This is a genomic window from Methylococcus sp. ANG (assembly GCF_040730495.1).
Taxonomy (GTDB): Bacteria; Pseudomonadota; Gammaproteobacteria; order Methylococcales; family Methylococcaceae; genus Methylococcus.
Genome location: NZ_CP160399.1, coordinates 1,044,841 through 1,065,081, shown reverse-complemented (window position 1 = coordinate 1,065,081; position 20,241 = coordinate 1,044,841). Strand labels below are relative to the sequence as shown.

Below are 20,241 nucleotides of genomic sequence, written 5' to 3'. Positions count from 1 at the left end.
GCCTAAGCCTTTTCGACCTGCTCGATCCAGTCCTGCAGGTTGTAGTAGTTGGTGATGCGGGCGACCTTGCCGTCGCGGATCTCGAAGAATGCGCCGGCCGGCAGGCGGTATTTCTGGCCCTTGGCGGGCGGCAGCCCTTCGTCGGTCACCAGGTACTCGCCGAGGACCACGAACTCGGCGGCGGCGCGGCTACCGTCCTCGTTGGTCATGATGGCCATGTCGACCAACTGTTCCTTGTAATTGCGGTTCATCCGGTCCATGAAGGCGCGGAACGCGTCCTTGCCGATCTCGCGGGAGCCCTGGTTGATGTCGTGGATCACGTCGTCGGTGAGGAGGCCCAGAAAGGTCTCCATGTCGCCCGCGTTGAAGGCGGCGTAATAGTTTTCGATGAGAGCTTTGGCGTTCTGATGCATGGCGCTGAAATTCCGGTACTTGGGTAAAGAGTTTCCGGAGCACTTGGGAAGGGACGTCCCCGGAACTCAAAAAGGGCGTAATTTTAATGAGGGGAACCTTGGCCTGTCGAGACCGGGTGACAGGCCAAGGCGGTGTGCCGGATCATTCCGTGTAGATCGGCACGAGATCGATGTCGATGCGGCGGTTCTGGGCCTTGCCTTCGGCGGTCGCGTTCGACGCCACCGGCTGGTACTCGCCATGGCCGGCGGCGGTCATGCGGGCCGGATCGACTCCCTTGGACTGGAGATATTTGACCACTTCGCAGGCGCGGCCGGCGGACAGCTCCCAGTTGCTGGAGAAGCGGTGGGCCAGATGTTTGCCGATCGGCACGTTGTCGGTATGGCCCTCGACCTCGATGCGGTGATTGGTGGCGCTCTGCAGGGTGGGAACGATCTTGTCGATCGATGCCTTGCCTTCCTTGCTGAGCTGGTATCCGCCTTCGGGGAAGAGCAATTCGTCCTCCATGGTGACCCGGAGGCGGTCCCGCAGCTGCTGGATCTTGGCCTCGTCGGCTTCCACTTCCGTGCGCAGCTGTTCGTTGAGCTGCCTTTCATAGCCCACGTCACGGTCGTAAGTGCTTTGCATCACGCATCCGCTCAGCGCCCCGGCTGTAAGCACGGTCGTCGCGAATTTTCTTACCATCGTTTGCTCCTTCCTGTTGGCGGTTGGTTGATGAGGGCCTCAGCGGCCTCGCCGCGATTTTCCCGGAAAAGCCGCCGGATCGCCAGGTTCGGCCTTTTCCACGCGGCTGAGGAGCGAACCCTCGGCCAGGCGGGTATAGAGCATCTCCCCCGGCTGGATGTCCTGCCAGCCGTGGATGATGGCGCCGTCCGCGGCCCGCAGGGCGATCGAATAGCCGCGGGCCAGCGTGGCGAGCGGGCTGATGGTATCCAGCCGCTGGCCCAGCGCCACGAGCCGTTCGTTTCTGCGTTCCAGCGTGAGCGATGCCGAGCGCCGCAGGCGGGAATCGAGCGAATCGAGCTTCCCGCCAAGGTTCATCACCCGCTGGGCGGGATCGTGGCGGACCAGCCTCAGCTCCAGGCCTTGCAGCCGCTGGCGCTGAAGATTCAAACGGATGGCGGTGTTTCGCGCCAGCCGGTGTCGCAGCTCCGCCAGGCGCTGGGTCTGGCGTTCCAGCCTTTGCCTGGGATGGCATTGCTGCAGCCGTCGCTCGACGAAGTCCAGCCGCTGCTGGACCCGCTCCAGCCGTCCCAGGAAACTCCGGCGGAGTTGGGATTCGAGGCGTTGCAGGCGATTGCCGAGGTCGATCCGGTCGGGTGTGACCGCTTCGGCGGCCGCGGAAGGCGTAGGCGCGCGCAGGTCGGCGGCGAAGTCGGCAATGGTGAAATCCACCTCGTGGCCGATGCCGGTGACCACCGGCGTCCGGCAGGCCACGATGGCCCGCGCCAGGCTTTCGTCGTTGAAGGCCCAGAGGTCTTCCAGCGAACCGCCGCCGCGCGCCAAAAGCAGGATGTCGCACCAGCCGCTCGCATCGGCCCGCTGCAAGGCACGGACGAGTTCCGCCGGCGCCTCGCTGCCCTGGACCATGGCGGGAAACACGATCACGGAAGCCGCCGGGTAGCGCCGCGCCAGCACGGTGAGGATGTCGCGGATCGCGGCGCCCGTGGGCGAGGTGACGACGCCGATGCAGGCGGGAAAGCGGGGAATGGGCCGCTTGCGGGACGGATCGAACAGCCCCTCGGCATCCAGCCGTTTCTTCAGCGCCTCGAAGGCGCGCTGGAGGGCGCCGTCGCCGGCTTCCTCAAGCAGGTCCACGACCAACTGGTAGTCGCCGCGGGGTTCGTACAGCCCCACCTGGGCGCGGGCCAGGACGTGATCGCCGTTGGCCGGCTTGAAGCCGAGCAGGCGCCCGGAGCCGCGGAACATGGCGCAGCGGACCTGGGCCTCGGCGTCCTTCAGCGTGAAATACAGGTGGCCCGAGGCCGGCGTAGCCAGATTGGACACTTCGCCCTCCACCCAGATCGTGCCGAAATGGGCGGACAGGGTGATGCGGGCTTCGCGGTTGAGGCGCGATACGGTGTAGACGAATTCGGGCCGGGTATTCGGGGCGGAGCGCAGGTTCACGCCGGCTTTCAGTCCAGGGATTGCTTGAAGCGGTGGATCAGGCGGCGGTCTTTCTTGGAGGGGCGGTGCGCGGGTTCATCCGCGAATTGCCGCTCATCCCGCCGCCGGGCGGCCTCGGCCTCCCGCCGTGCCAGGCTTTCCGGGGTTTCGCGATAGAGCAGCACCGCCTCCCTGGCGGGCCGGCGCTGGGTGTTCAGGGCTTCGACGACGACCTCCCAGGCATCCTGCTCGCGCGTGATCTCCAGCCGCGCGCCGACGCCGATTTCCTTGCCGGGCTTGGCACGCTGGCCGTTCAGATGGACCTTGCCGCCGTTGATGGCCTCGATGGCGAGCTGCCGGGTCTTGAAGAAACGGGCGGCCCAGAGCCATTTGTCCAGCCTGACCTTCTCTCCATCCTCCGCAGCAGGGGAGGGATGCGCACCCGGTCCTGCCATGGGGTCAGCCCGAGACCGGCAGACCGCCCTCGCTCCAGGCCTTGAAGCCGCCCGCCATGCTCACGGCCCCGCTCCAGCCGAGCTGTTGCAGGATGTCGGCGGCCAGCGCCGAACGGCCGCCGCTCTGGCAGTAGACGATGATGGCTGCGTCCTTTTTTCCCTGGAATGCGGGATGGGTCTCGATGCGGAATTCCACCACGCCGCGCGGAATGTTGATGGCGCCGGGCAGGTGTCCCGCCGCGTACTCTTCCGGCTCGCGGACGTCGAGAATCAAGGTATCGCCGAGCGCTGCCTGGACCTCGCTCGTGCCGACTTCACGAATCCGCTGTTTTGCGGCGGCCACCAGATCCATGGGGGTGAGAGCCATGGTCACTTCTCCTTAGGAGCCTAGCAGAAATAACTTGAACAGTGAGCGGTCTGTGTCTACGCTTTGTGCATGGACGCCACCAAGGTGATTGAGGAAAAATTTCTGGCGCTTTCCGGCCGTCTGGACGAAGCAACGCTGCGGTTGTGGGCAGCGGTTGAGGCGCTTACCCTCGGCCATGGGGGCGTCAGTACCGTAGCGAGCGCGGTGGGTTTGTCGCGCACGACGATCTATGCCGGTCTGCGCGAGCTCGCTATGGCGCCATCCGGTGGCGAGCCAGTCACGGCGAGGATGGGCCGTGTTCGGGCCAAGGGTGGTGGGCGCAAGAAGCTGACGGCCAAAGACCCAACGCTGTTGCGCGACCTGGATGCGTTGGTCGAACCGACGACGCGTGGGGACCCGCAGTCGCCGTTGCGTTGGACCTGCAAGAGTACGCCGCGTTTGGCCAAGGAATTGGTGGCCCAAGGTCATCAGGTGAGCCAGCGCACCGTGTGTGATTTGCTGGCGCAGTTGGACTACAGTCTGCAAGCGACCCGGAAGATTCACGAAGGGGGTCAGCAGGCCGATCGTGATGCGCAGTTCAGCCACATTGCCGCGACGGCGGCGCAGTATCAGGCGGCGGGCGATCCGGTGGTCTCGGTTGATACCAAAAAGAAAGAACTGGTCGGGGACTTCAAGAATGGCGGGCGCGAATGGCAGCCGAAAGGTCGTCCGGAGGGCGTACGCGTCTACGACTTCATCGATCCGCAACTGGGTAAAGTCGCGCCCTATGGCGTGTATGACGTGGGCGCCAACCAGGGCTGGGTCAGTGTTGGGATCACCCACGACACGGCGGCATTTGCGGTTGAGAGTATCCGCCGGTGGTGGCGCGAGATGGGCCAGCCACTCTATCCGGCCGCGCGTCGCCTGCTGATCACCGCCGACTGCGGCGGCAGTAACGGCTATCGTGTGCGGCTCTGGAAGGTTGAGCTGCAGCAACTGGCCGACGAACTGGGGATGGTGATCCAGGTCTGTCACTTTCCGCCCGGCACTAGCAAGTGGAACAAAATCGAGCACCGGATGTTCTGTCACATCACCCAGAACTGGCGTGGTCGTCCTTTGGTCAGTCGGGAGGTTGTCGTGAACCTGATTGGCAACACGACGACCACCGAAGGGCTGCGCATCCAGGCACAACTCGACGACCGGGATTATCCGGCAGGAGTTAAAGTCTCCGACCAGGAACTCGCGGAACTGGCCATTGAACGCGACGAGTTCCATGGCGAGTGGAACTATCGGCTCAAGCCTCGCGATCTCGGCGGCTAAAAGGCTATTGTTCAAGTTATTTCTGCTAGGTTACTTAGCTGAACGTTGAGATTTGCCGGCTCAGGCACTGAGCCGGCGCAGTTCCTTGGGCAGGGAAAACACCACCTTTTCCTCGATGCCCTGGGTCTCGGTGGCGGTGCGCCCGCCCCATTCCTTGAGCTGGGCGATGACCTCCTGCACCAGGATCTCGGGGGCCGAGGCCCCGGCGGTGACGCCGATGCGTTCGGCGCCGGCGACCATGTCGCGGGTCAACTGGGCGGCGTTGTCGATCAGGAAGGCCTTGCGGCCGAGCTTGTCCGCGATTTCGCGCAGGCGGTTGGAGTTGGAGCTGTTGGGCGATCCGACCACCAGGATGGTGTCGCACTGGGCCGCCAGTTTCTTCACGGCATCCTGGCGGTTCTGGGTCGCATAGCAAATATCGTCCTTGCGCGGCCCCAGGATGTTGGGAAAACGCGCTTTCAGCGCTTCCACCACGGCGCCGGTATCGTCGATGGAAAGCGTGGTCTGGGTCACGTAGGCCAGATTGTCCGGATTCTTCACCTGAAGCTTTTCGACGTCCTCCGGCGACTCCACCAGATAGATGCCGCCGGCCGGGTTGTCGTACTGCCCCATCGTGCCTTCCACTTCCGGGTGTCCGGCATGGCCGATGAACACGATCTCGCGGCCCTCGTTGGCATGCTGGTGCACTTCGATGTGGACCTTGGTGACCAGCGGGCAGGTGGCGTCGAAGACCTGAAGGCCGCGTTCCCTGGCTTCTTCCTGGATCTGTTTGGAGACGCCGTGGGCGCTGAAGATCACCGTCGAATTTTCCGGCACCTCGGACAGCTCCTCGACGAACACCGCGCCGCGCTCCCGGAGCCCGTCGACCACGTAGCGGTTGTGGACGACCTCATGGCGCACATAGATCGGTGCGCCGAAAACCTCGATGGCGCGGTCGACGATCTCGATGGCGCGGTCGACCCCGGCGCAGAAGCCGCGGGGATTGGCGAGGATGATTTCCATGTGTCTGTTACCAGGCTAATTTCTTACTTGGGGGGTGGGGCATTGTGGCATGGCGGTACCGCGGAATCAACGCGAGGCAGGGGCGGTTCGCGGTCACGGCTCCAGGTCGGCTCGCGATGGCCCCCCATGCGGGCCAGCGCCCGGGCGACCACGAACAGGAAGTCCGACAGCCGGTTCAGATAGGCCAGCGATTCCGGGTTGACGGACTCGGCGCGGGCCAGGGCCACCAGCCGCCGTTCCGCCCGCCGGCAGACCGTCCGCGCGACGTGGCAATAGGCCGCCGGCAGGCTGCCGCCGGGCAGCACGAAATCCTTGAGCGGCGGCAGCTGACCGTTGAAATGGTTCAGCCAGGTTTCCAGCCATTCGGTCTGCCGGCGCTGAATCAGGGTCTGGCCGGGCAGACTCAGTTCGCCGCCCAGATCGAACAGGGTCTGCTGGACTTCGATCAGACAGGCGCGCAGTTCCTCTGAAGTGGCCTGGGTCAGCACCAGGCCGATCGCGCTGTTCAACTCGTCGACCGCACCGCAGGCTTCGATGCGCAGGCTGTCCTTGCCGGTGCGGCCACCATTGCCGAGGCCGGTGGTGCCGTCGTCGCCGGTTCGGGTGTAGATTCGGGTCAGGCGGTTTCCCATCAGATCAGCTTCTCCTCGGAGACGACGATGCCGTCTTCGTCCGCGTAGAGATAATGATCGCTGCGGAAGTTCACGCTGGCGAAGGTGATCAGGCAATCGCGGTCGCCACCGCCCCGCTTGTGGCTCTTGAGGGGGTGGGTGTGGAGCGCGCGGATGCCGATGGGGACCGCGCCGAGTTCCACCGAATCCCGTACGCAGCCGTACACGATGATGCCTTGCCAGCCATTGTCGGCGGCGAGCCGCGCCAGGTTTCCGCCCAGCAGCGCGCAGCGGTGGGAGGCGCCGCCGTCGATGACCAGGACGCGGCCTTCCGCCTTCTGTTCCAGGGTTTCCCGGATCAGCACGTTGTCTTCGAATACCTTGAGGGTCGTGATCCGTCCTTGAAACCGCGATACCGCACCGAAGGGGTGGAACAGCGGTTCCGCGATCTGGAGCGGCTGGGTGCCGTGGAACCGGTCGCAGAGGTCGGCGGTGGTGAAATCCATGGTCGGAAACTCCGGTGATGACATTAGAGGTAGCGTGACAGCAAGGCAGTATCGCCGCAGGGCGCGGGCAGGGGAATCCTGACTTCCCATCCGCCGCCGGGAGCTTCCTGCATGGCGTTGCCCTGGGAGTCCTCCATGCCGGCCAGGACGAAATCGAGGTTGCCTTCGGGGCGGATCAGCTCCAGCCGGTCGCCCACGCCGAACTTGTTCTTGACCGTCACTTCGGCCACGCCGGCGTCGAATCCGGTGACTTCGGCGACGAACTGTTGGCGGTGGCTTTCGGAGTATCCCCGCACGTAGTTCTGGTAATCCTGGGTATGGTGGCGCTGGTAGAACCCGTCCGTGTAGCCGCGCTGCGCCAGGTTTTCCAGCACGCCGAGCAGGTTCCAGTCGAATTTCCGCCCCGCCAGCGCGTCGTCGATGGCCCGGCGGTAGACCTGGGCGGTGCGGGCCACATAGTAATGGGACTTGGTGCGGCCCTCGATCTTCAGGCTGTCGACCCCGATCTCCACCAGCCGCCGCACGTGTTCGACCGCGCGCAGGTCCTTGGAATTCATGATGTAGGTGCCGTGTTCGTCCTCCATCACCGGCATCAGCTCGCCGGGGCGGTTTTCCTCTTCCAGGAAATACACCTCGTCGGCCAGCGGGTGGCGTTCGGCGGAGCCGCAGTCCGCCAGGTTTCCGTTCAGCTCCGCCAGGTTCAGCCGCAGCGTTCCCGGAACATAGTCTCCCTCGGCGTTCTCCCGCGCCGGGGCGACGTCGTACTTCCAGCGGCAGGCGTTGGTGCAGGTGCCCTGGTTGGGGTCGCGGTGATTGAAATAACCGGAGAGCAGGCAGCGGCCGGAGTAGGCGATGCACAGCGCGCCATGGACGAAGACCTCGAGCTCCGTGTCCGGGCAATGCTGGCGGATTTCGGCGATCTCGTCGAGCGAGAGCTCGCGCGAGAGGATGATCCGGGCGATGCCGACGGACTGCCAGAATTTCACCGCGGCGAAATTCACGGTGTTGGCCTGCACCGACAGATGAATCGGCATCTCCGGCCAAGCCTCGCGCGCCATCAGGATGAGGCCGGGATCGGCCATGATCAACGCATCCGGCCCCATCGCGACCACGGGCGCCATGTCCTTGATGAAAGTCTTGATCTTCGCGTTGTGGGGCAGCACGTTGGCGGCGAGATAGAACTTCTTGCCCAGGCGGTGGGCCTCGGCGATGCCCAGTGCCAGGTTTTTCTCCAGGAAGTCGTTGTTGCGGACCCGCAGCGAGTACCGCGGCTGGCCGGCATAGACGGCGTCGGCGCCATAGGCGAAGGCGTAACGCAGGTTCTTCAGGGTGCCGGCGGGGGAGAGCAGTTCGACAGGGCGCATCTGGAGCAGAGATGTCTAAGGTATGGTGCAGCTTCCGGCACTATACCAGAACCCGGCGCCGCTTGACGCCGCCGCCGCCAGGGCCTATTCATTGGCGCCAACATCCACGATCATGATCGGCCGCATGCGCATATTGTTGGTGGAAGACGACGCCATGATCGGCAAGAGCGTCCAGCTCGGGCTGAAGCGGGAAGGCTACGCGGTCGACTGGGTGAGGGACGGGGTGGCTGCGGAGCTGGCGCTCGCGAGCGGCGTGCACGAGCTGCTGATCCTGGATCTCGGCATCCCGCGCAAATCCGGTCTGGAAGTGCTCGAGGCGCTCCGGGCGGGTCGGAATCCCATGCCGGCCTTGATCATCACGGCACGCGATTCGGTCGCGGACCGGGTCGCGGGGCTGGACTCGGGGGCCGACGATTACCTGGTCAAGCCGTTCGATCTGGAAGAACTCTCCGCCCGCGTACGCGCCTTGGCGCGCCGCCGGGTAGGGCGGCCGACGCCGCTGATCGAGCACGACGGGCTCAAGGTGAATCCGATGACCCGGGAGGTGTGGCTGAACGGGGTGCCGGTCCAGCTTTCGGGGCGCGAATATGCCCTGCTCACCGCTCTGCTCGAACATCCGGGCATGCCCTTGTCGCGGGCTCAGCTCGAAGAGCGAATCTACGGCTGGGGTGAAGAGGTGGAAAGCAACACGATCGAGGTCTACGTCCATTCACTCCGCCGCAAGCTCGGCGCTCGGCGGATCGTCAACGTGCGCGGGGTCGGCTATCTCATGCCGAGGCAGTCATGAGGTCCATCCGGCGAAGGCTGATCGCGGCGCTGCTCGCGACCATCGCCGGGGCTGTCGGCGCCGGAGCCTACGCGACTTATTCCGCGGCCAGGTTCGAGGTGGACGCTCTGCTGGATTACCAGCTGCGCCAATTCGCACTGTCCCTGGGGGATCAAGCCTATCCGCCTCCCGTACGCCGGGGCCGCGACGATCTGGACTTCGTCATCCAGGTCTGGAGCCCAGAGGGCGTTCAGCTCTATTTCTCCCATCCGCACCGCTCACTGCCGGGCCTCGTCGGCAACGGTTACGCCACCATCGAGACCCGCGAGGGCGCCTGGCGGGTGTTCGCCTTGCCGCTGGGCCGGCAGGTGATCCAGGTCGCGCAGCCCATGAGCGTGCGCAACAAGCTGGCGCTGGAGGCCGCGTCCCGGGTGCTGGCGCCGTTCGTCGTGCTGCTGCCGGTGTTGAGCCTGGCGATCTGGTTCATCGTGGGGCGGGGGCTGGCGCCACTGCGGCGGCTGGCGCGGGCGGTGGCGGCGCGCACTCCGCAATCCCTGACGCCCCTGCCCGAAACGCGCATCCCCGAAGAAGCGCTGCCGCTGGTCCATTCCCTGAACGACCTGCTTGCGCGCTTGTCGGAAGCTTTGGCCGCGCAAAGAGCGTTCATCGCCGACGCGGCGCACGAGCTGCGCACCCCGATCGCCGCCATGCAGCTCCAGGCGGACCTGGCCGAGCATGCGGGAACCGCGGACGAGCGCGCCGCGGCGATGGAGGATCTCAAGGCCGGCGTCCGGCGCGCGGCCCGGGCGGTGCAGCAGCTCTTGACGCTGGCCCGCCAGGAGCCCGACGCCGTTTCGGTGCCGTTGACCCGTGTGGTGCTGGCGGACATCGCCCGGCAGGTGGTGGCGGAACACGCGGGCCTGGCGGCCCGGAAATCGATCGATTTCGGCTTCGCGGAAGTCGATGCCGATCTGAGCGTCACCGGCGATCCAGGCGCCTTGCATACCCTGCTGGCGAATCTGGTCGACAACGCCGTGCATTACACCCCCCAGGGCGGGGTCGTGGACGTCTCGGTGCGGCGAGGCGAGGACGGCCGGCCCTGCCTCGAGGTCGCGGATACCGGCCCCGGCATTCCCGCCGCCGAGCGCAGCCGGGTCTTCGACCGTTTCTACCGCGGCGCGGAAACCACGGAAGCCGGGACGGGGCTGGGTCTTGCCATCGTCCGCGCGATTGCCGACCGTCACGGCGCCACTGTCACGCTTGCCGAGAGGGTGGAAAAGGGGCTTTGCGTACGCGTTCTCTTCCCCGCGCAAGATCTGCTCGAGCTCGGCCGGACCTGAGGGGCAGGCCGTTCCCCTGCCTTGGGGGAGGGATGGCGCCCGGTCGCCGTTTTCACGGTCCGCAATAGGCGGACGCGGCGCTTGACTTCGCACCGCCTGTCCGGTAATTTCCGTTCAAACAACCGTTTTAATCGCCTGAATGAATCGGCTCGATCCCTCTCTTTGCCAGGACGCCACCCGCGAGCGGCTGCTGCAGGCCGCGCTGGACGTGTTTGCCGACAAAGGATTCCACGATGCCACGGTGCGGGACATCTGCGCCAGGGCGGAGGTGAACGCGGCTTCCGTGAACTACCATTTCCGCAGCAAGGAGGCGCTGTATTCGGAAGTCCTCGCGGCCGCATTCCGCGAAACTCACGAACGCTACCCCGACACATTGGCCCGCGATCCGAGTCTGCCGCCCGAGACTCGGCTGCGCCAATTCATCGCCAACTTCCTGGCCCGCATGCTGGACGAGACGCATCTCGGCCGCCATGGAAAGCTGATCGCCCGCGAGATCGCCGACCCCACCGCCGCGCTCGACCAGGTCATCGAGACCACGATGAAACCGCGCTGCGCGCTTCTGCAAGGCATCATCGCCGAACTGGTCGGCCCCGGTGTCAGCGAGGCGGAAATGCACCGGCTGGGTTTGAGTATCGTCGGCCAGTGCCTGATGTACCGGCACTCGCGCTCGCTGATCGACCGGCTCTGTCCGGAGATCATCGCCACTCCCGAGGAGATCGAGAAAACCGCCGGGCACATCGCCTGCTTCTCGGTGGCCGCGCTCAGGCATCTGTCCGCCGGGGAGGCCGGACCGTGAACTACATCGCCTTGAAGATGCTCATGGGCGACCGCGGCAAGTACCTCGGCATCGTCATGGGCCTGACCTTCGCGTCGCTGATCATGACGCAGCAGCCGGCCATCTTCGTCGGGCTGATGATGCGCTCGTACAGCTTCGTCACGGACGTCGGACTGCCCGACGTCTGGGTGATGGATCCCAAGGTGCAGTTCGTCGACGACATCAAGCCGTTGCAGGACACCCGGCTGTTCCGGGTGCGCGGCGTCAGCGGGGTGGACTGGGCGACGCCCATGTACAAGGGGCTCATCAAGGCGCGCCTGGCGGACGGGACGTTCCAGACCTGCAACGTGATCGGCCTGGACGACGCCACCCTCATCGGCGGACCGCCGGTCATGCTGGAAGGACGGCTGGAGGACCTGCGGCGGGCCGATTCGGTCATCGTCGACATCGACGGCGCCCGCGACAAGCTGGCCAAACCGCCGAAGGAGCCGGGCGGCAAACCGGTGCCGCTGAAAGTGGGCGACACGCTGGAACTCAACGACCGCCGTGCCGTGGTGGTCGGCATCGCCAGGACGACCCGGACCTTCCAGTCCCAGCCGGTGGTGTACACGACCTACTCGCGGGCCACGCTGTACGCCCCCAGGGAACGCAAGCTCCTGTCCTTCGTGCTGGTCAAGGCCAAGCCGGGTCAGGACGTCCATGCGCTGACCCGACGCATCCGCGAAACCACCGGGCTGGCGGCCTATACCCAGGCCGAGTTCGAGGCGCTGACCGTCAATTACTTTCTCAAGAACACCGGCATCCCGATCAACTTCGGCATGTCGGTCACCCTGGGCTTCATCGTCGGCGCGGCCATCGCCGGCCAGACCTTCTACAACTTCACCCTGGAAAACATCCGTCAGTTCGGCGTGCTGAAAGCCATGGGCGCCGGCAATGGCACGCTGTTAGGCATGATCCTGCTGCAGGCGACCCTGGTGGGCGCGATCGGCTACGGGCTGGGGGTCGGCCTGACCTCGCTGTTCGGCTGGTCCATGCGCAACACCATTCTGGCTTTCAAGTTTCCCTGGCAGTTGCTGGTGTTCAGCGGACTGGGGGTGACGCTGATCTGCGTGTTCGCGGCCCTCCTGAGCATCCGCAAGGTGATCAAGCTCGAGCCTGCCATCGTGTTCAAGGGCTGAGGAAACCATGAGCGCATCGACATTGGCGGTGCAATGCCAAGGAGTCAGGAAAACCTACGACGGCAGCGGGCAGCAGGTCGTCGCGTTGCGCGGCATCGACCTCGACATCCACGCCGGCGAGCTGATGATGCTGGTCGGCCCCTCCGGCTGCGGCAAGACCACCCTGATATCGGTGATCGCCGGCATCCTCGACCAGGACGAAGGGCGCTGCGAAGTATTCGGCCACGATCTGCTGCACATGAAGGACAAGGACAAGCTCAGGTTCCGCGCCGCCAACATCGGCTTCGTATTCCAGGCCTACAACCTGCTGCCCAGTCTGACGGCGGCGGAAAACGTGTCGATTCCGATGATCCTCAACGGAACCAAGCGGCAGCAGGCGAAGCGCCGCGCCGTGGAAGTGCTGGAACGGGTGGGGCTGGCCGACCGCTCCGAGTCCCTGCCTTCACAGCTCTCCGGCGGCCAGCAGCAGCGCGTGGCGATCGCCCGGGCTCTGGTGCACGGACCCAGGCTGATCGTCTGCGACGAGCCTACGAGTGCGCTGGACCATGAAACCGGGCATCGCGTCATGGATTTGCTGAAACAGGTTGCGCTGGACCAGGACCGGGCGCTGGTGATCGTCACTCACGACGCCCGCATTTTCGAATTCGCGGACCGCATCGCGCAGATGGACGACGGGCTGGTGGTGAAAGTCACCCGATCGTCCGAGCCGTCGTGAACTCCCGTCCCATCATCGCGGAGACAGAATGTTACCCAAAGCCACCTTGCCGGTGCTGGCCGTCGCCGGATTCCTGTTCGGGGTCTATTCGGTGGTCACCGGCAACCAGCCGCCGCCGGTCGCGCCGGCCGTCGTCGAGCCCTCCCGTCCGCCGTTCAACTCGTACATCGCGGGCGCCGGGATCGTCGAAGCCAGGAGCAGGAACATCGGCATCGGCACGCCCTTGCCGGGACTGGTCAAGAACGTCGAAGTCAAGGTCGGCGACCGGGTCGAGGCCGGTACCGTCCTGTTCCGCCTGGATGACCGCGAGCCGCTGGCGGAGCTGGAGGTGCGCCGGGCCGATCTGCTCAAGGCCCAGGCCGGAGTGGTGGAAGCCGAAGCTTCGCTGACCGACGTGAACACCCTCCTGGCGCTGGCCGAAGCCGTGACCGACGAGCGGGCCATCAGCGCCGAGGACATCAAGCGCCGCCGCAACGCCGTGCTGATCGCGAAAGCCCGGCTGGAAACGGCCCATGCGCAAGTCAGGCAGGCCGAGGCGCAACTGGCTTCGGTCCAGACCACCCTCGACCGGATGGTGGTGCGGGCGCCGATCCGGGGGGAAATCCTCCAGGTCAACGTCCGCATCGGCGAATACGCCACCACCGGTTTCCTCAGCACGCCTCTGGTGATCATGGGCGACATGGACCGGCTCCACATCCGGGTCGACATCGACGAAAACGACGCCTGGCGCTTTCGCAAGGACGGCAAGGCCTACGGTTATCTGCGCGGCAACAGCCGGCTCGGCACCGGACTGACGCTGGCCTACGTCGAGCCTTACGTCGTGCCCAAGCACTCCCTGACCGGCGACAGCACCGAGCGGGTGGATACCCGCGTGCTGCAGGTGCTCTACAGCTTCGATCCGGAGGCCCTGCCGGTGTTCGTCGGCCAGCAGATGGATGTGTTCATCGAAGCGCCGGAATACACGGGTTCGGCGCCGAATCCGAATCCGCAAGCCGGGGACCCGGACGGTTCGGCGGATCTCCGCTGAGCCTGGCCGCGGCGGGCGAATGGTTCGCGAAAGTTCCGCTGTCCCCCGGTTTTGTGTATATAAGGCGGCTTCAGTCCAGCGCACGAGCCTCATGTCCATGCCTGAACGATATTTCACCCGGTCCCTTTGCGTCGTTCACGCGATCGTCCTGTCGGCACTTGCGGGCTGCGGAATGGACCCCTCCATGCCGGAGCCGCCCGATCCGGAGGAGGCCAGGTCGAAGATCGATGAGTTCGAAGCCAAGGGAAGCTATGCGCCGGAACGCAGCTACGCCGCCACTGAGATCCGCGAGTCCTGGAAGCACGGGCGTACCGAGCTGGACATCACCTTCATGGCGCCCACCGGAGGCGGGCGTTTCCCGCTCGTCGTCTATCTGCCCGGCCTGGGCGAAGACGCCACCGCGGGGGCATTCTGGCGCCGCAGCTGGGCGGCGGCAGGCTACGCCGTGTTCACCGTGCAGCCGGCGGCCCTGGGCAAGGTGTTCTGGGCCTCGGACAAGCTCGACGCCGGTGAGCTGCGGGCGACAGGGCGGACCTACTTCTCTTCGGCCTCTCTGGAAAGCCGGCTGAGTCATTTGGCCTGGGCGTTGGGCGAACTGCGCCAGCGCGCCGCGATGCCGGGCAACCCTTATGCCGCCGCCGATCCGGCCAAAGCGGCGGTGGCAGGGTTCGATCTCGGCGCCCAGGCCGCTTCCGCCCTGGCGGGGGAGGCGGTCAAGGCGGCGCTCCCGGCGAACGCCGAATTCAAATTCGCCGGCGCCATCGTCCTCAGTCCGCACGTCACGCTGGCCGAAGGCAAGCTGGACGAGCGGGCCGCGGGAATGGCGATGCCCCTGCTCGCCGTGACCGGCACCGACGACCAGGACCCCTATGGGCTCAGCGCGACTTCCCTGCGTTCGGCCTTGTGGCAGTCCATGCCGCCCGGTGGCAAATATCTGCTGGTGCTGCAGGGCGGTACGCACGACGCGCTTGCCGGGGTTGAGCCGGGGCAGAAATGGAAAGGGCCGCCGTCGCGGCCGGCATCGGGTGGAGGCTCGGACGGGAGCGGATGGATGCCCTGGTCCCGCGAAGACCTCACATTGCAGGTCGGTCAGCGCTCCGGTAGCGGGGGCGCCCGCAACGGTTCCGCCAGCGGTTCGTCCGGGGGGGCAATGGGGCCTGCCGACCGGTCGATGCGAAAGCGTGGGCCAGACGTCCGACATTGGGCCGAGGTGGCCGGCGTCGGCACGGCGTTCCTCGATCTCGTCCTGAAAGGGCGCGAGCGGGCCAGCGTGTGGCTGAACCGGGATGCGGTGCGATGGATGGGGACGTCGGCGGAACTCCGGCATAAGTAGCGCGGCTCACCGGACCGCCGACGCGCGGAGCCGGGCGACGAACCGTGCCAGCGCCTCGCCGATTTCGTGGGGCGAATCTTCCTGCAGGTAATGGATGCCCGGTACGGTGATTTCGGTCTGGTTCGGCCATCGCCGGCAGAAAAGGCGTGCGCGCGGTCCCAGCAATGCGCCCGGCTCGGCGTTGATGAACAGCTTAGGGATTTCGCAGGCCGCAAGCCAGGCGCCGTAGGCTTCGACCGCTTCGGCGACGTCCCGCGGTTCACCATCGATGGGCAGCTCGCGGGCCCAGGCCAGCGTCGGCAGCCGGGATTCGGGCGTGCGGAACGGGCTTCGGTAGGCGTCCATTTCTTCCTCGGTCAAACCCCGCAGGATGCTCTTCGGCAGCACGGTCTCGACGAAGAAGTTTTCCTCCGCGATCATCCTGGCGCCTTCTTCCGCGCGGAGGCGGCGGAAGATCTGCTCCCTCGGCGGAGGAAAGTCGGCCCAAAGTCTCGGCTGCACGAGGGCTTCCATATAGGCGATGCCCTGCACCCGTTCCGGATGGCGGCGGCCCCAGTGGAAGCCCAGGGCCGAGCCCCAGTCGTGGACCACCAGGATCACGTCACCGCCGATGCCCACCGCCTCGAACCAGGCATCGAGATATCCGGCGTGATCGAAGTATCGATAAGCCGATGCGGGCGCACCGCCCGACTGTCCCATCCCCACCAGATCCGGGGCCAGGCAGCGGCCGAGGGTCCGGACGTAGGGAATGATGTTGCGCCACAGGTAGGACCAGGTCGGGTTGCCGTGCAGGAAGACGATGGGCGCGCCTTCGCCCACATCGACGTAGCTCATCTCGGCATCCAGTACCGGCACGCGCTTCCTGGGGTGGTGATCGACAGCGGAAATCCCGGATGGGAACATGGAAATCCGCGGCAGTTGGGGATTGCCCGCGGCCGAGGGGATGAACGGTTCGGTAGTCAACATGGGATGCTCCTTTGCCGGATAGTGAGGGAAGGTGCTGGCACAATAGGGCGGCGAGCGATCACGGAAAAGGACCACACATGGCAGAAATCATGGAGCCACTTTTCGAACTGCCCATCACCTTGCCGCCCAAGGGTTCCCGGGCGCTGCTGCGTTCCGTGTACGGACAGCTGCGGAATGCGATCCTAGACGGGCGGCTCCAGCCCGATACGCGGCTGCCTTCGACACGGGCCTTCGCCGCCGCCGTCGGTGTGTCCCGCAACACCGCACTGGCGGCATACGAGTTGCTGTTGAGCGAGGGCTATCTGGCCGTTCGGCCGGGTTCCGGAACCTACGTGGCGGCCATCTCGCCGCGCTCGGCTCGCCGTCCGCCCGGCGAGTCCGGCACGGACAGCCGGTTGAATGAGGCATGGCGCCGGTTGCCGGCGCTTCCCGGGGTGGACGATGAGTCCTTCCCCTTCGACTTCAGGCTCGGCCTCCCTGACAAATCGGCGTTTCCCTTTCCGGTCTGGCGGCGCCTCTCCGCCAGGGCCCTGAGAGCCTGGTCGAAAACACCGGCGGTCTACGGCCAGCCACAGGGCCGGCAGGCGCTGCGGGCGGCGATCGCCAAGCACGTTTCCTTCGCCCGGGCGGTTTCCTGTTCGCCGGAACACATCGTCGTCACGGCTGGCGCCCAGCAGGCTTTCGACCTGCTGGCCCGCATCCTGGTCACGCCCGGCCGGACGGTGGTCGCGGTCGAAGACCCCGGCTACCCGCCGCTGCGGGACGCCTTCACCGCCGCCGGCGCCAGAATTGCCGCCATCCCGGTCGATGAGGAAGGGCTGAGGGTCGATCGCCTGCCCGCCGAGGCCGGGGTGATCTGCGTCACTCCTTCCCACCAGTTTCCCCTGGGCGTCACCCTGTCCGCGAAGCGCCGGGTCGCCCTGCTCGAATTCGCGCAGGAACGGGGGGCTGTGGTGGTGGAGGACGATTACGACGGCGAGTTTCGCCTCGGAAGCCGCCCCTTGGACGCGCTGCAGACGCTGGATCGGACCGGCTCGGTCTGCTACGTCGGAACCTTCTCCAAGAGCCTGTTTCCGGAGCTGCGCCTGGGGTTCGTGGTGGCGCCGCTCTGGGCGCTGGAGGCACTCGTCGCCGCCAAGGCGTGCGCCGACTGGCATTGCCAGACGCCGTCTCAGGACACCCTGGCCGCCTTCATCGGCGAGGGCCATCTGGCCCGCCATGTGCGCAAGATGGGCAGGGTGTACGCCGAGCGGCGCGCGGCCCTGCTCCAGGCCTTGTCGCGGCATGGCGGCGACTGGATGCGTCCCGTGGGGGATGCGGTGGGCCTCCACCTGGCGGTGATGCTGAGCCGAGAGATTCCGGCCAGCGAATTGGTATCGTCGGCGGCGGTGGCCGGCATCCGCCTTCATGCCCTCGAGCGATACGCGGACGAAAAGCCGGCGCCCAACGGCGTGGCCCTGGGCTACGGAATGATCCGCTCAGACCGGATCGGTACCGCAATTGAGCGACTGGCAAAGATCGTGACTCGTCTCGCATGACGGCTTCCGGCCGACGAGGGTCATGAAACGACGGGTCAGCGCAGCAGTAACAGCGGTTTGTGAGTGTGTGTCAGCATCTTGGCGGTAAAGCTGCCCAGCAGCAGGTCGTGAATTCGGGTGTGGCTGAAGGCCCCCATCACCGTCAGGTCGATCGCCTGCCGTTCCTGGTAGTCGCAGAGAACCTGTTCGGGCTTGCCCGACAATTTCTGTGCGATCAGCTCTCCGAAGCCGGATTGTGCCAGCTTATGGGCCGCCGCCTCGAACCGCTGTTCCGTTACGGCATCGTCTTTGCCGGCACAGACCAGATGGCAAACGAGGCCTTTGAAGGCCGGACTGGTCGACACCATCTCGACGGCCTTTTCCGCCGCGTAACTGCCGTCATAGGCGATCATGACGCGTTGCGGTGCTTTGAATTCGGCGTTGACCACCAGAATCGGCTTGTGCATGGAGCGGATGATGGATTCCAGCTTGGCGCCGATCTTGTTGGGCTGTTTTTCGTGGACCTTGCCGCGTACACCGACAACCAGCACACGAATGTCCTCTTCCAGTTCGATCAGCGCCTCCACCAGACTGCCGTGACGCTGGTTGGTGAGCGGATCGGAGATGCCGGCTTGGATGACGCGCTCTTTGGCGGCTTGCAGGAGTGCCTTGCCCTGCTGCAGACGGAGCTTGCTACGCTGCTGTTCGATCTGGCTCAGTTCCTCGAGCAGATGATCACGGCTGTCGACTCCGATGTTTCCCGACAGGTCGGCGGTGAGGGCGGTCTCCGGATGGTGGTCGATGGTGTGCAGCAGTTTCAGCGGCGCCTGGACCCGGTTGGCGATCCAGGCGGCGTAGTCGCACACCGCCGGCGTCAGGGCGGAGCCGTCGATGCAGGCCAATACGCGATGGGTGTTTGCGTTCATCAGTGTCCCCCCAGGACCTTCTCGATTTCTTCCGGTTTGTCGTGAATGCCGAAGCGGTCGACGATGGTGGTGGTCGCTTCGTTCATGCCGATCAGTTCGACTTCGGCGCCTTCGCGGCGGAACTTGATGACGACCTTGTCCAGCGCGGAAACCGAGGTGATGTCCCAGAAATGGGCGCGGTGCAGATCGATGACGACCTTCTCCACGGCCTCCTTGAAATCGAAGGCGGCGACGAATCGATCCGCCGAGTTGAAGAAGACCTGGCCGACCACCTTATAGGTGCGGATGCCACCGTCCTGGTCCAGTTTCGATTCCACGTACATGAAGTGGCTGATCTTGTTGGCAAAGAACAAGGAGGCCAGCAAGACGCCGACAAAGACGCCCAGCGCCAGGTTATGAGTCCAGACCACCACCACCACGGTGGACAGCATGACGGCGTTGGTGGACAAAGGATGCTGCTTCAGGTTGAGGATGGAGCGCCAACTGAAAGTGCCGATGGAGACCATGATCATCACCGCCACCAGCGCGGCCATCGGGATTCGCGAGATCCATTCGCCCAGGAACACCACCATGACCAAGAGGAGGGTGCCGGCGGTGAAGGTCGACAAGCGTCCGCGGCCGCCGGATTTGATGTTGATCACCGACTGGCCGATCATCGCGCAGCCGGCCATGCCGCCGAGCAGCCCCGCGCCGATGTTGGCCAGGCCCTGGCCCTTGCATTCACGGTTCTTGTCGCTCGTGGTATCGGTCAGGTCGTCGACGATGGTCGCGGTCATCAAAGACTCCAGCAGTCCGACGACCGCCAGCGGCACCGAATACGGCAGGATGATTTTCAGGGTTTCCATAGTGAGGGGTACCTCCGGCCACAGGAACATCGGCAGCGTATCCGGCAACTGGCCCATGTCGCCGACGGTATGGATATCCAGGTGCAGATACACGGCTACACCGGTCAAGGTGATGATGCAGACCAAGGGCGATGGGAGGGACTTACCGATCAGCGGCACATAGGGAAATAGATAGATGATCGCAAGACCCGCCGCGGTCATCGCATAAACCTGCCAGGAAACGCCAGTCAATTCCGGCAGCTGCGCCATGAAGATCAGGATGGCCAACGCATTGACGAAGCCGGTCACTACCGAGCGCGACACGAAACTCATCAGGCTGCCGAGCTTCAGATAGCCGGCGATGATCTGCAAAACGCCGGTCAGCAGCGTCGCCGCCAGCAGATACTGCAGACCGTGATCCTTGACCAGCGTCACCATCAGCAAGGCCATGGCGCCGGTGGCTGCGGAGATCATGCCGGGGCGGCCGCCGACGAAGGCCGTGACGACGGCGATGCAGAACGAGGCATACAGTCCGACTTTCGGATCGACCCCGGCGATGATGGAAAAGGCGATGGCTTCGGGAATCAAGGCTAGCGCGACGACCGTACCGGCCAGCACGTCACTTCGGACATTGCCGAGCCAATCCTGTTTTTTCGATGAGAAGAGCATGAATTTCCTGATGGGTACGAAGGCGCGATTATCGGGGAGACGCCGCGCCGGAGTGACACGAAGCGGGAGAAACGCGCTGCCAAA

The 20,241-nt window shown here is 65.3% G+C and carries 21 protein-coding genes; 9 read left to right on the top strand and 12 right to left on the bottom strand.

Annotation, left to right across the window (positions count from 1 at the left end; all coding sequences use genetic code 11):
- Nucleotides 1-2: 2 nt before the first annotated feature.
- The 5 genes from ABZN20_RS04905 to ABZN20_RS04885 form a co-directional block, all read right to left on the bottom strand.
- Nucleotides 3-413 (bottom strand): ketosteroid isomerase-related protein, encoded by a 411-nt coding sequence (locus tag ABZN20_RS04905; RefSeq protein WP_218806696.1) that lies wholly within the window; start codon nt 411-413, stop codon nt 3-5.
- Between the two features lie 142 nt (nt 414-555).
- Nucleotides 556-1,095, bottom strand: a complete 540-nt coding sequence (locus tag ABZN20_RS04900; RefSeq protein WP_218806697.1) for an OmpA/MotB family protein — start codon at nt 1,093-1,095, stop codon at nt 556-558.
- A 39-nt stretch (nt 1,096-1,134) separates the two neighbouring features.
- Nucleotides 1,135-2,538: an exodeoxyribonuclease VII large subunit gene (gene xseA, locus ABZN20_RS04895; protein ID WP_367026942.1), complete on the bottom strand. Its 1,404-nt coding sequence runs from the start codon at nt 2,536-2,538 to the stop codon at nt 1,135-1,137.
- A gap of 8 nt (nt 2,539-2,546) precedes the next feature.
- Entirely contained in the window at nt 2,547-2,972 is a 426-nt protein-coding gene (locus ABZN20_RS04890) for an RNA-binding S4 domain-containing protein (protein WP_218806699.1), read from the bottom strand.
- A gap of 4 nt (nt 2,973-2,976) precedes the next feature.
- Nucleotides 2,977-3,339 carry a rhodanese-like domain-containing protein gene (locus ABZN20_RS04885; RefSeq protein ID WP_218806700.1) on the bottom strand — a complete coding sequence of 121 codons (363 nt, stop codon included), beginning with the start codon at nt 3,337-3,339 and terminating at the stop codon, nt 2,977-2,979.
- A gap of 69 nt (nt 3,340-3,408) precedes the next feature.
- Between ABZN20_RS04885 and ABZN20_RS04880 the strand changes: the two genes are divergently transcribed.
- Nucleotides 3,409-4,638: an ISAzo13 family transposase gene (locus tag ABZN20_RS04880; RefSeq protein ID WP_367025221.1), complete on the top strand. Its 1,230-nt coding sequence runs from the start codon at nt 3,409-3,411 to the stop codon at nt 4,636-4,638.
- Nucleotides 4,639-4,698: 60 nt separating this feature from the next.
- Here the strand turns inward: ABZN20_RS04880 and ispH are convergent, their stop codons facing one another.
- Genes ispH through yegQ form a run of 4 tightly spaced genes read right to left on the bottom strand, consistent with a single transcriptional unit; the run spans nt 4,699 to nt 8,121 of the window.
- The gene (gene ispH, locus ABZN20_RS04875) at nt 4,699-5,640 is read right to left on the bottom strand and encodes a 4-hydroxy-3-methylbut-2-enyl diphosphate reductase (RefSeq protein WP_367026941.1); all 942 of its coding nucleotides are present in this window, start codon (nt 5,638-5,640) and stop codon (nt 4,699-4,701) included.
- 23 nt (nt 5,641-5,663) lie between these two features.
- Complete coding sequence (locus tag ABZN20_RS04870) at nt 5,664-6,272, bottom strand: cob(I)yrinic acid a,c-diamide adenosyltransferase (RefSeq protein ID WP_218806702.1); 609 nt, start codon at nt 6,270-6,272, stop codon at nt 5,664-5,666.
- Nucleotides 6,272-6,757, bottom strand: coding sequence for a ribonuclease E activity regulator RraA (gene rraA / locus ABZN20_RS04865; RefSeq protein ID WP_218806703.1), 486 nt, complete (start codon nt 6,755-6,757; stop codon nt 6,272-6,274). The genes ABZN20_RS04870 and rraA overlap by 1 nt, the downstream gene beginning before the upstream one ends.
- A gap of 23 nt (nt 6,758-6,780) precedes the next feature.
- Nucleotides 6,781-8,121, bottom strand: coding sequence for a tRNA 5-hydroxyuridine modification protein YegQ (yegQ, locus tag ABZN20_RS04860; RefSeq protein WP_367026940.1), 1,341 nt, complete (start codon nt 8,119-8,121; stop codon nt 6,781-6,783).
- A 124-nt stretch (nt 8,122-8,245) separates the two neighbouring features.
- Between yegQ and ABZN20_RS04855 the strand changes: the two genes are divergently transcribed.
- From ABZN20_RS04855 to ABZN20_RS04825, 7 genes are all read left to right on the top strand, one after another.
- A complete protein-coding gene (locus ABZN20_RS04855) occupies nt 8,246-8,908 on the top strand; it encodes a response regulator (protein ID WP_218806705.1) in 663 nt (220 codons plus the stop codon).
- Nucleotides 8,905-10,227, top strand: coding sequence for an ATP-binding protein (locus ABZN20_RS04850; RefSeq protein ID WP_218806706.1), 1,323 nt, complete (start codon nt 8,905-8,907; stop codon nt 10,225-10,227). The genes ABZN20_RS04855 and ABZN20_RS04850 overlap by 4 nt, the downstream gene beginning before the upstream one ends.
- A 139-nt stretch (nt 10,228-10,366) precedes the next feature.
- Nucleotides 10,367-11,023 carry a CerR family C-terminal domain-containing protein gene (locus ABZN20_RS04845; protein WP_367026939.1) on the top strand — a complete coding sequence of 219 codons (657 nt, stop codon included), beginning with the start codon at nt 10,367-10,369 and terminating at the stop codon, nt 11,021-11,023.
- Nucleotides 11,020-12,180, top strand: coding sequence for an ABC transporter permease (locus ABZN20_RS04840; RefSeq protein WP_218806708.1), 1,161 nt, complete (start codon nt 11,020-11,022; stop codon nt 12,178-12,180). Before ABZN20_RS04845 ends, ABZN20_RS04840 begins: the two co-directional genes overlap by 4 nt.
- A 7-nt stretch (nt 12,181-12,187) precedes the next feature.
- A complete protein-coding gene (locus tag ABZN20_RS04835) occupies nt 12,188-12,895 on the top strand; it encodes an ABC transporter ATP-binding protein (RefSeq protein WP_367026938.1) in 708 nt (235 codons plus the stop codon).
- Between the two features lie 28 nt (nt 12,896-12,923).
- Nucleotides 12,924-13,922, top strand: a complete 999-nt coding sequence (locus ABZN20_RS04830; RefSeq protein WP_367026937.1) for an efflux RND transporter periplasmic adaptor subunit — start codon at nt 12,924-12,926, stop codon at nt 13,920-13,922.
- Nucleotides 13,923-14,019: 97 nt separating this feature from the next.
- Nucleotides 14,020-15,255 carry a hypothetical protein gene (locus tag ABZN20_RS04825; protein WP_367026936.1) on the top strand — a complete coding sequence of 412 codons (1,236 nt, stop codon included), beginning with the start codon at nt 14,020-14,022 and terminating at the stop codon, nt 15,253-15,255.
- Between the two features lie 6 nt (nt 15,256-15,261).
- Here ABZN20_RS04825 and ABZN20_RS04820 read toward each other — a convergent pair whose 3' ends face one another.
- Nucleotides 15,262-16,221, bottom strand: a complete 960-nt coding sequence (locus tag ABZN20_RS04820; protein ID WP_367026935.1) for a haloalkane dehalogenase — start codon at nt 16,219-16,221, stop codon at nt 15,262-15,264.
- A gap of 77 nt (nt 16,222-16,298) precedes the next feature.
- Between ABZN20_RS04820 and ABZN20_RS04815 the strand changes: the two genes are divergently transcribed.
- Nucleotides 16,299-17,759, top strand: coding sequence for a PLP-dependent aminotransferase family protein (locus tag ABZN20_RS04815; RefSeq protein ID WP_367026934.1), 1,461 nt, complete (start codon nt 16,299-16,301; stop codon nt 17,757-17,759).
- Nucleotides 17,760-17,794: 35 nt separating this feature from the next.
- Here ABZN20_RS04815 and ABZN20_RS04810 read toward each other — a convergent pair whose 3' ends face one another.
- Together ABZN20_RS04810 and ABZN20_RS04805 are read right to left on the bottom strand one after the other, a co-directional pair.
- The gene (locus ABZN20_RS04810; RefSeq protein ID WP_367026933.1) at nt 17,795-18,664 is read right to left on the bottom strand and encodes a universal stress protein; all 870 of its coding nucleotides are present in this window, start codon (nt 18,662-18,664) and stop codon (nt 17,795-17,797) included.
- Nucleotides 18,664-20,157 carry a SulP family inorganic anion transporter gene (locus tag ABZN20_RS04805; protein WP_218806714.1) on the bottom strand — a complete coding sequence of 498 codons (1,494 nt, stop codon included), beginning with the start codon at nt 20,155-20,157 and terminating at the stop codon, nt 18,664-18,666. Before ABZN20_RS04805 ends, ABZN20_RS04810 begins: the two co-directional genes overlap by 1 nt.
- Between the last annotated feature and the right edge of the window lie 84 nt (nt 20,158-20,241).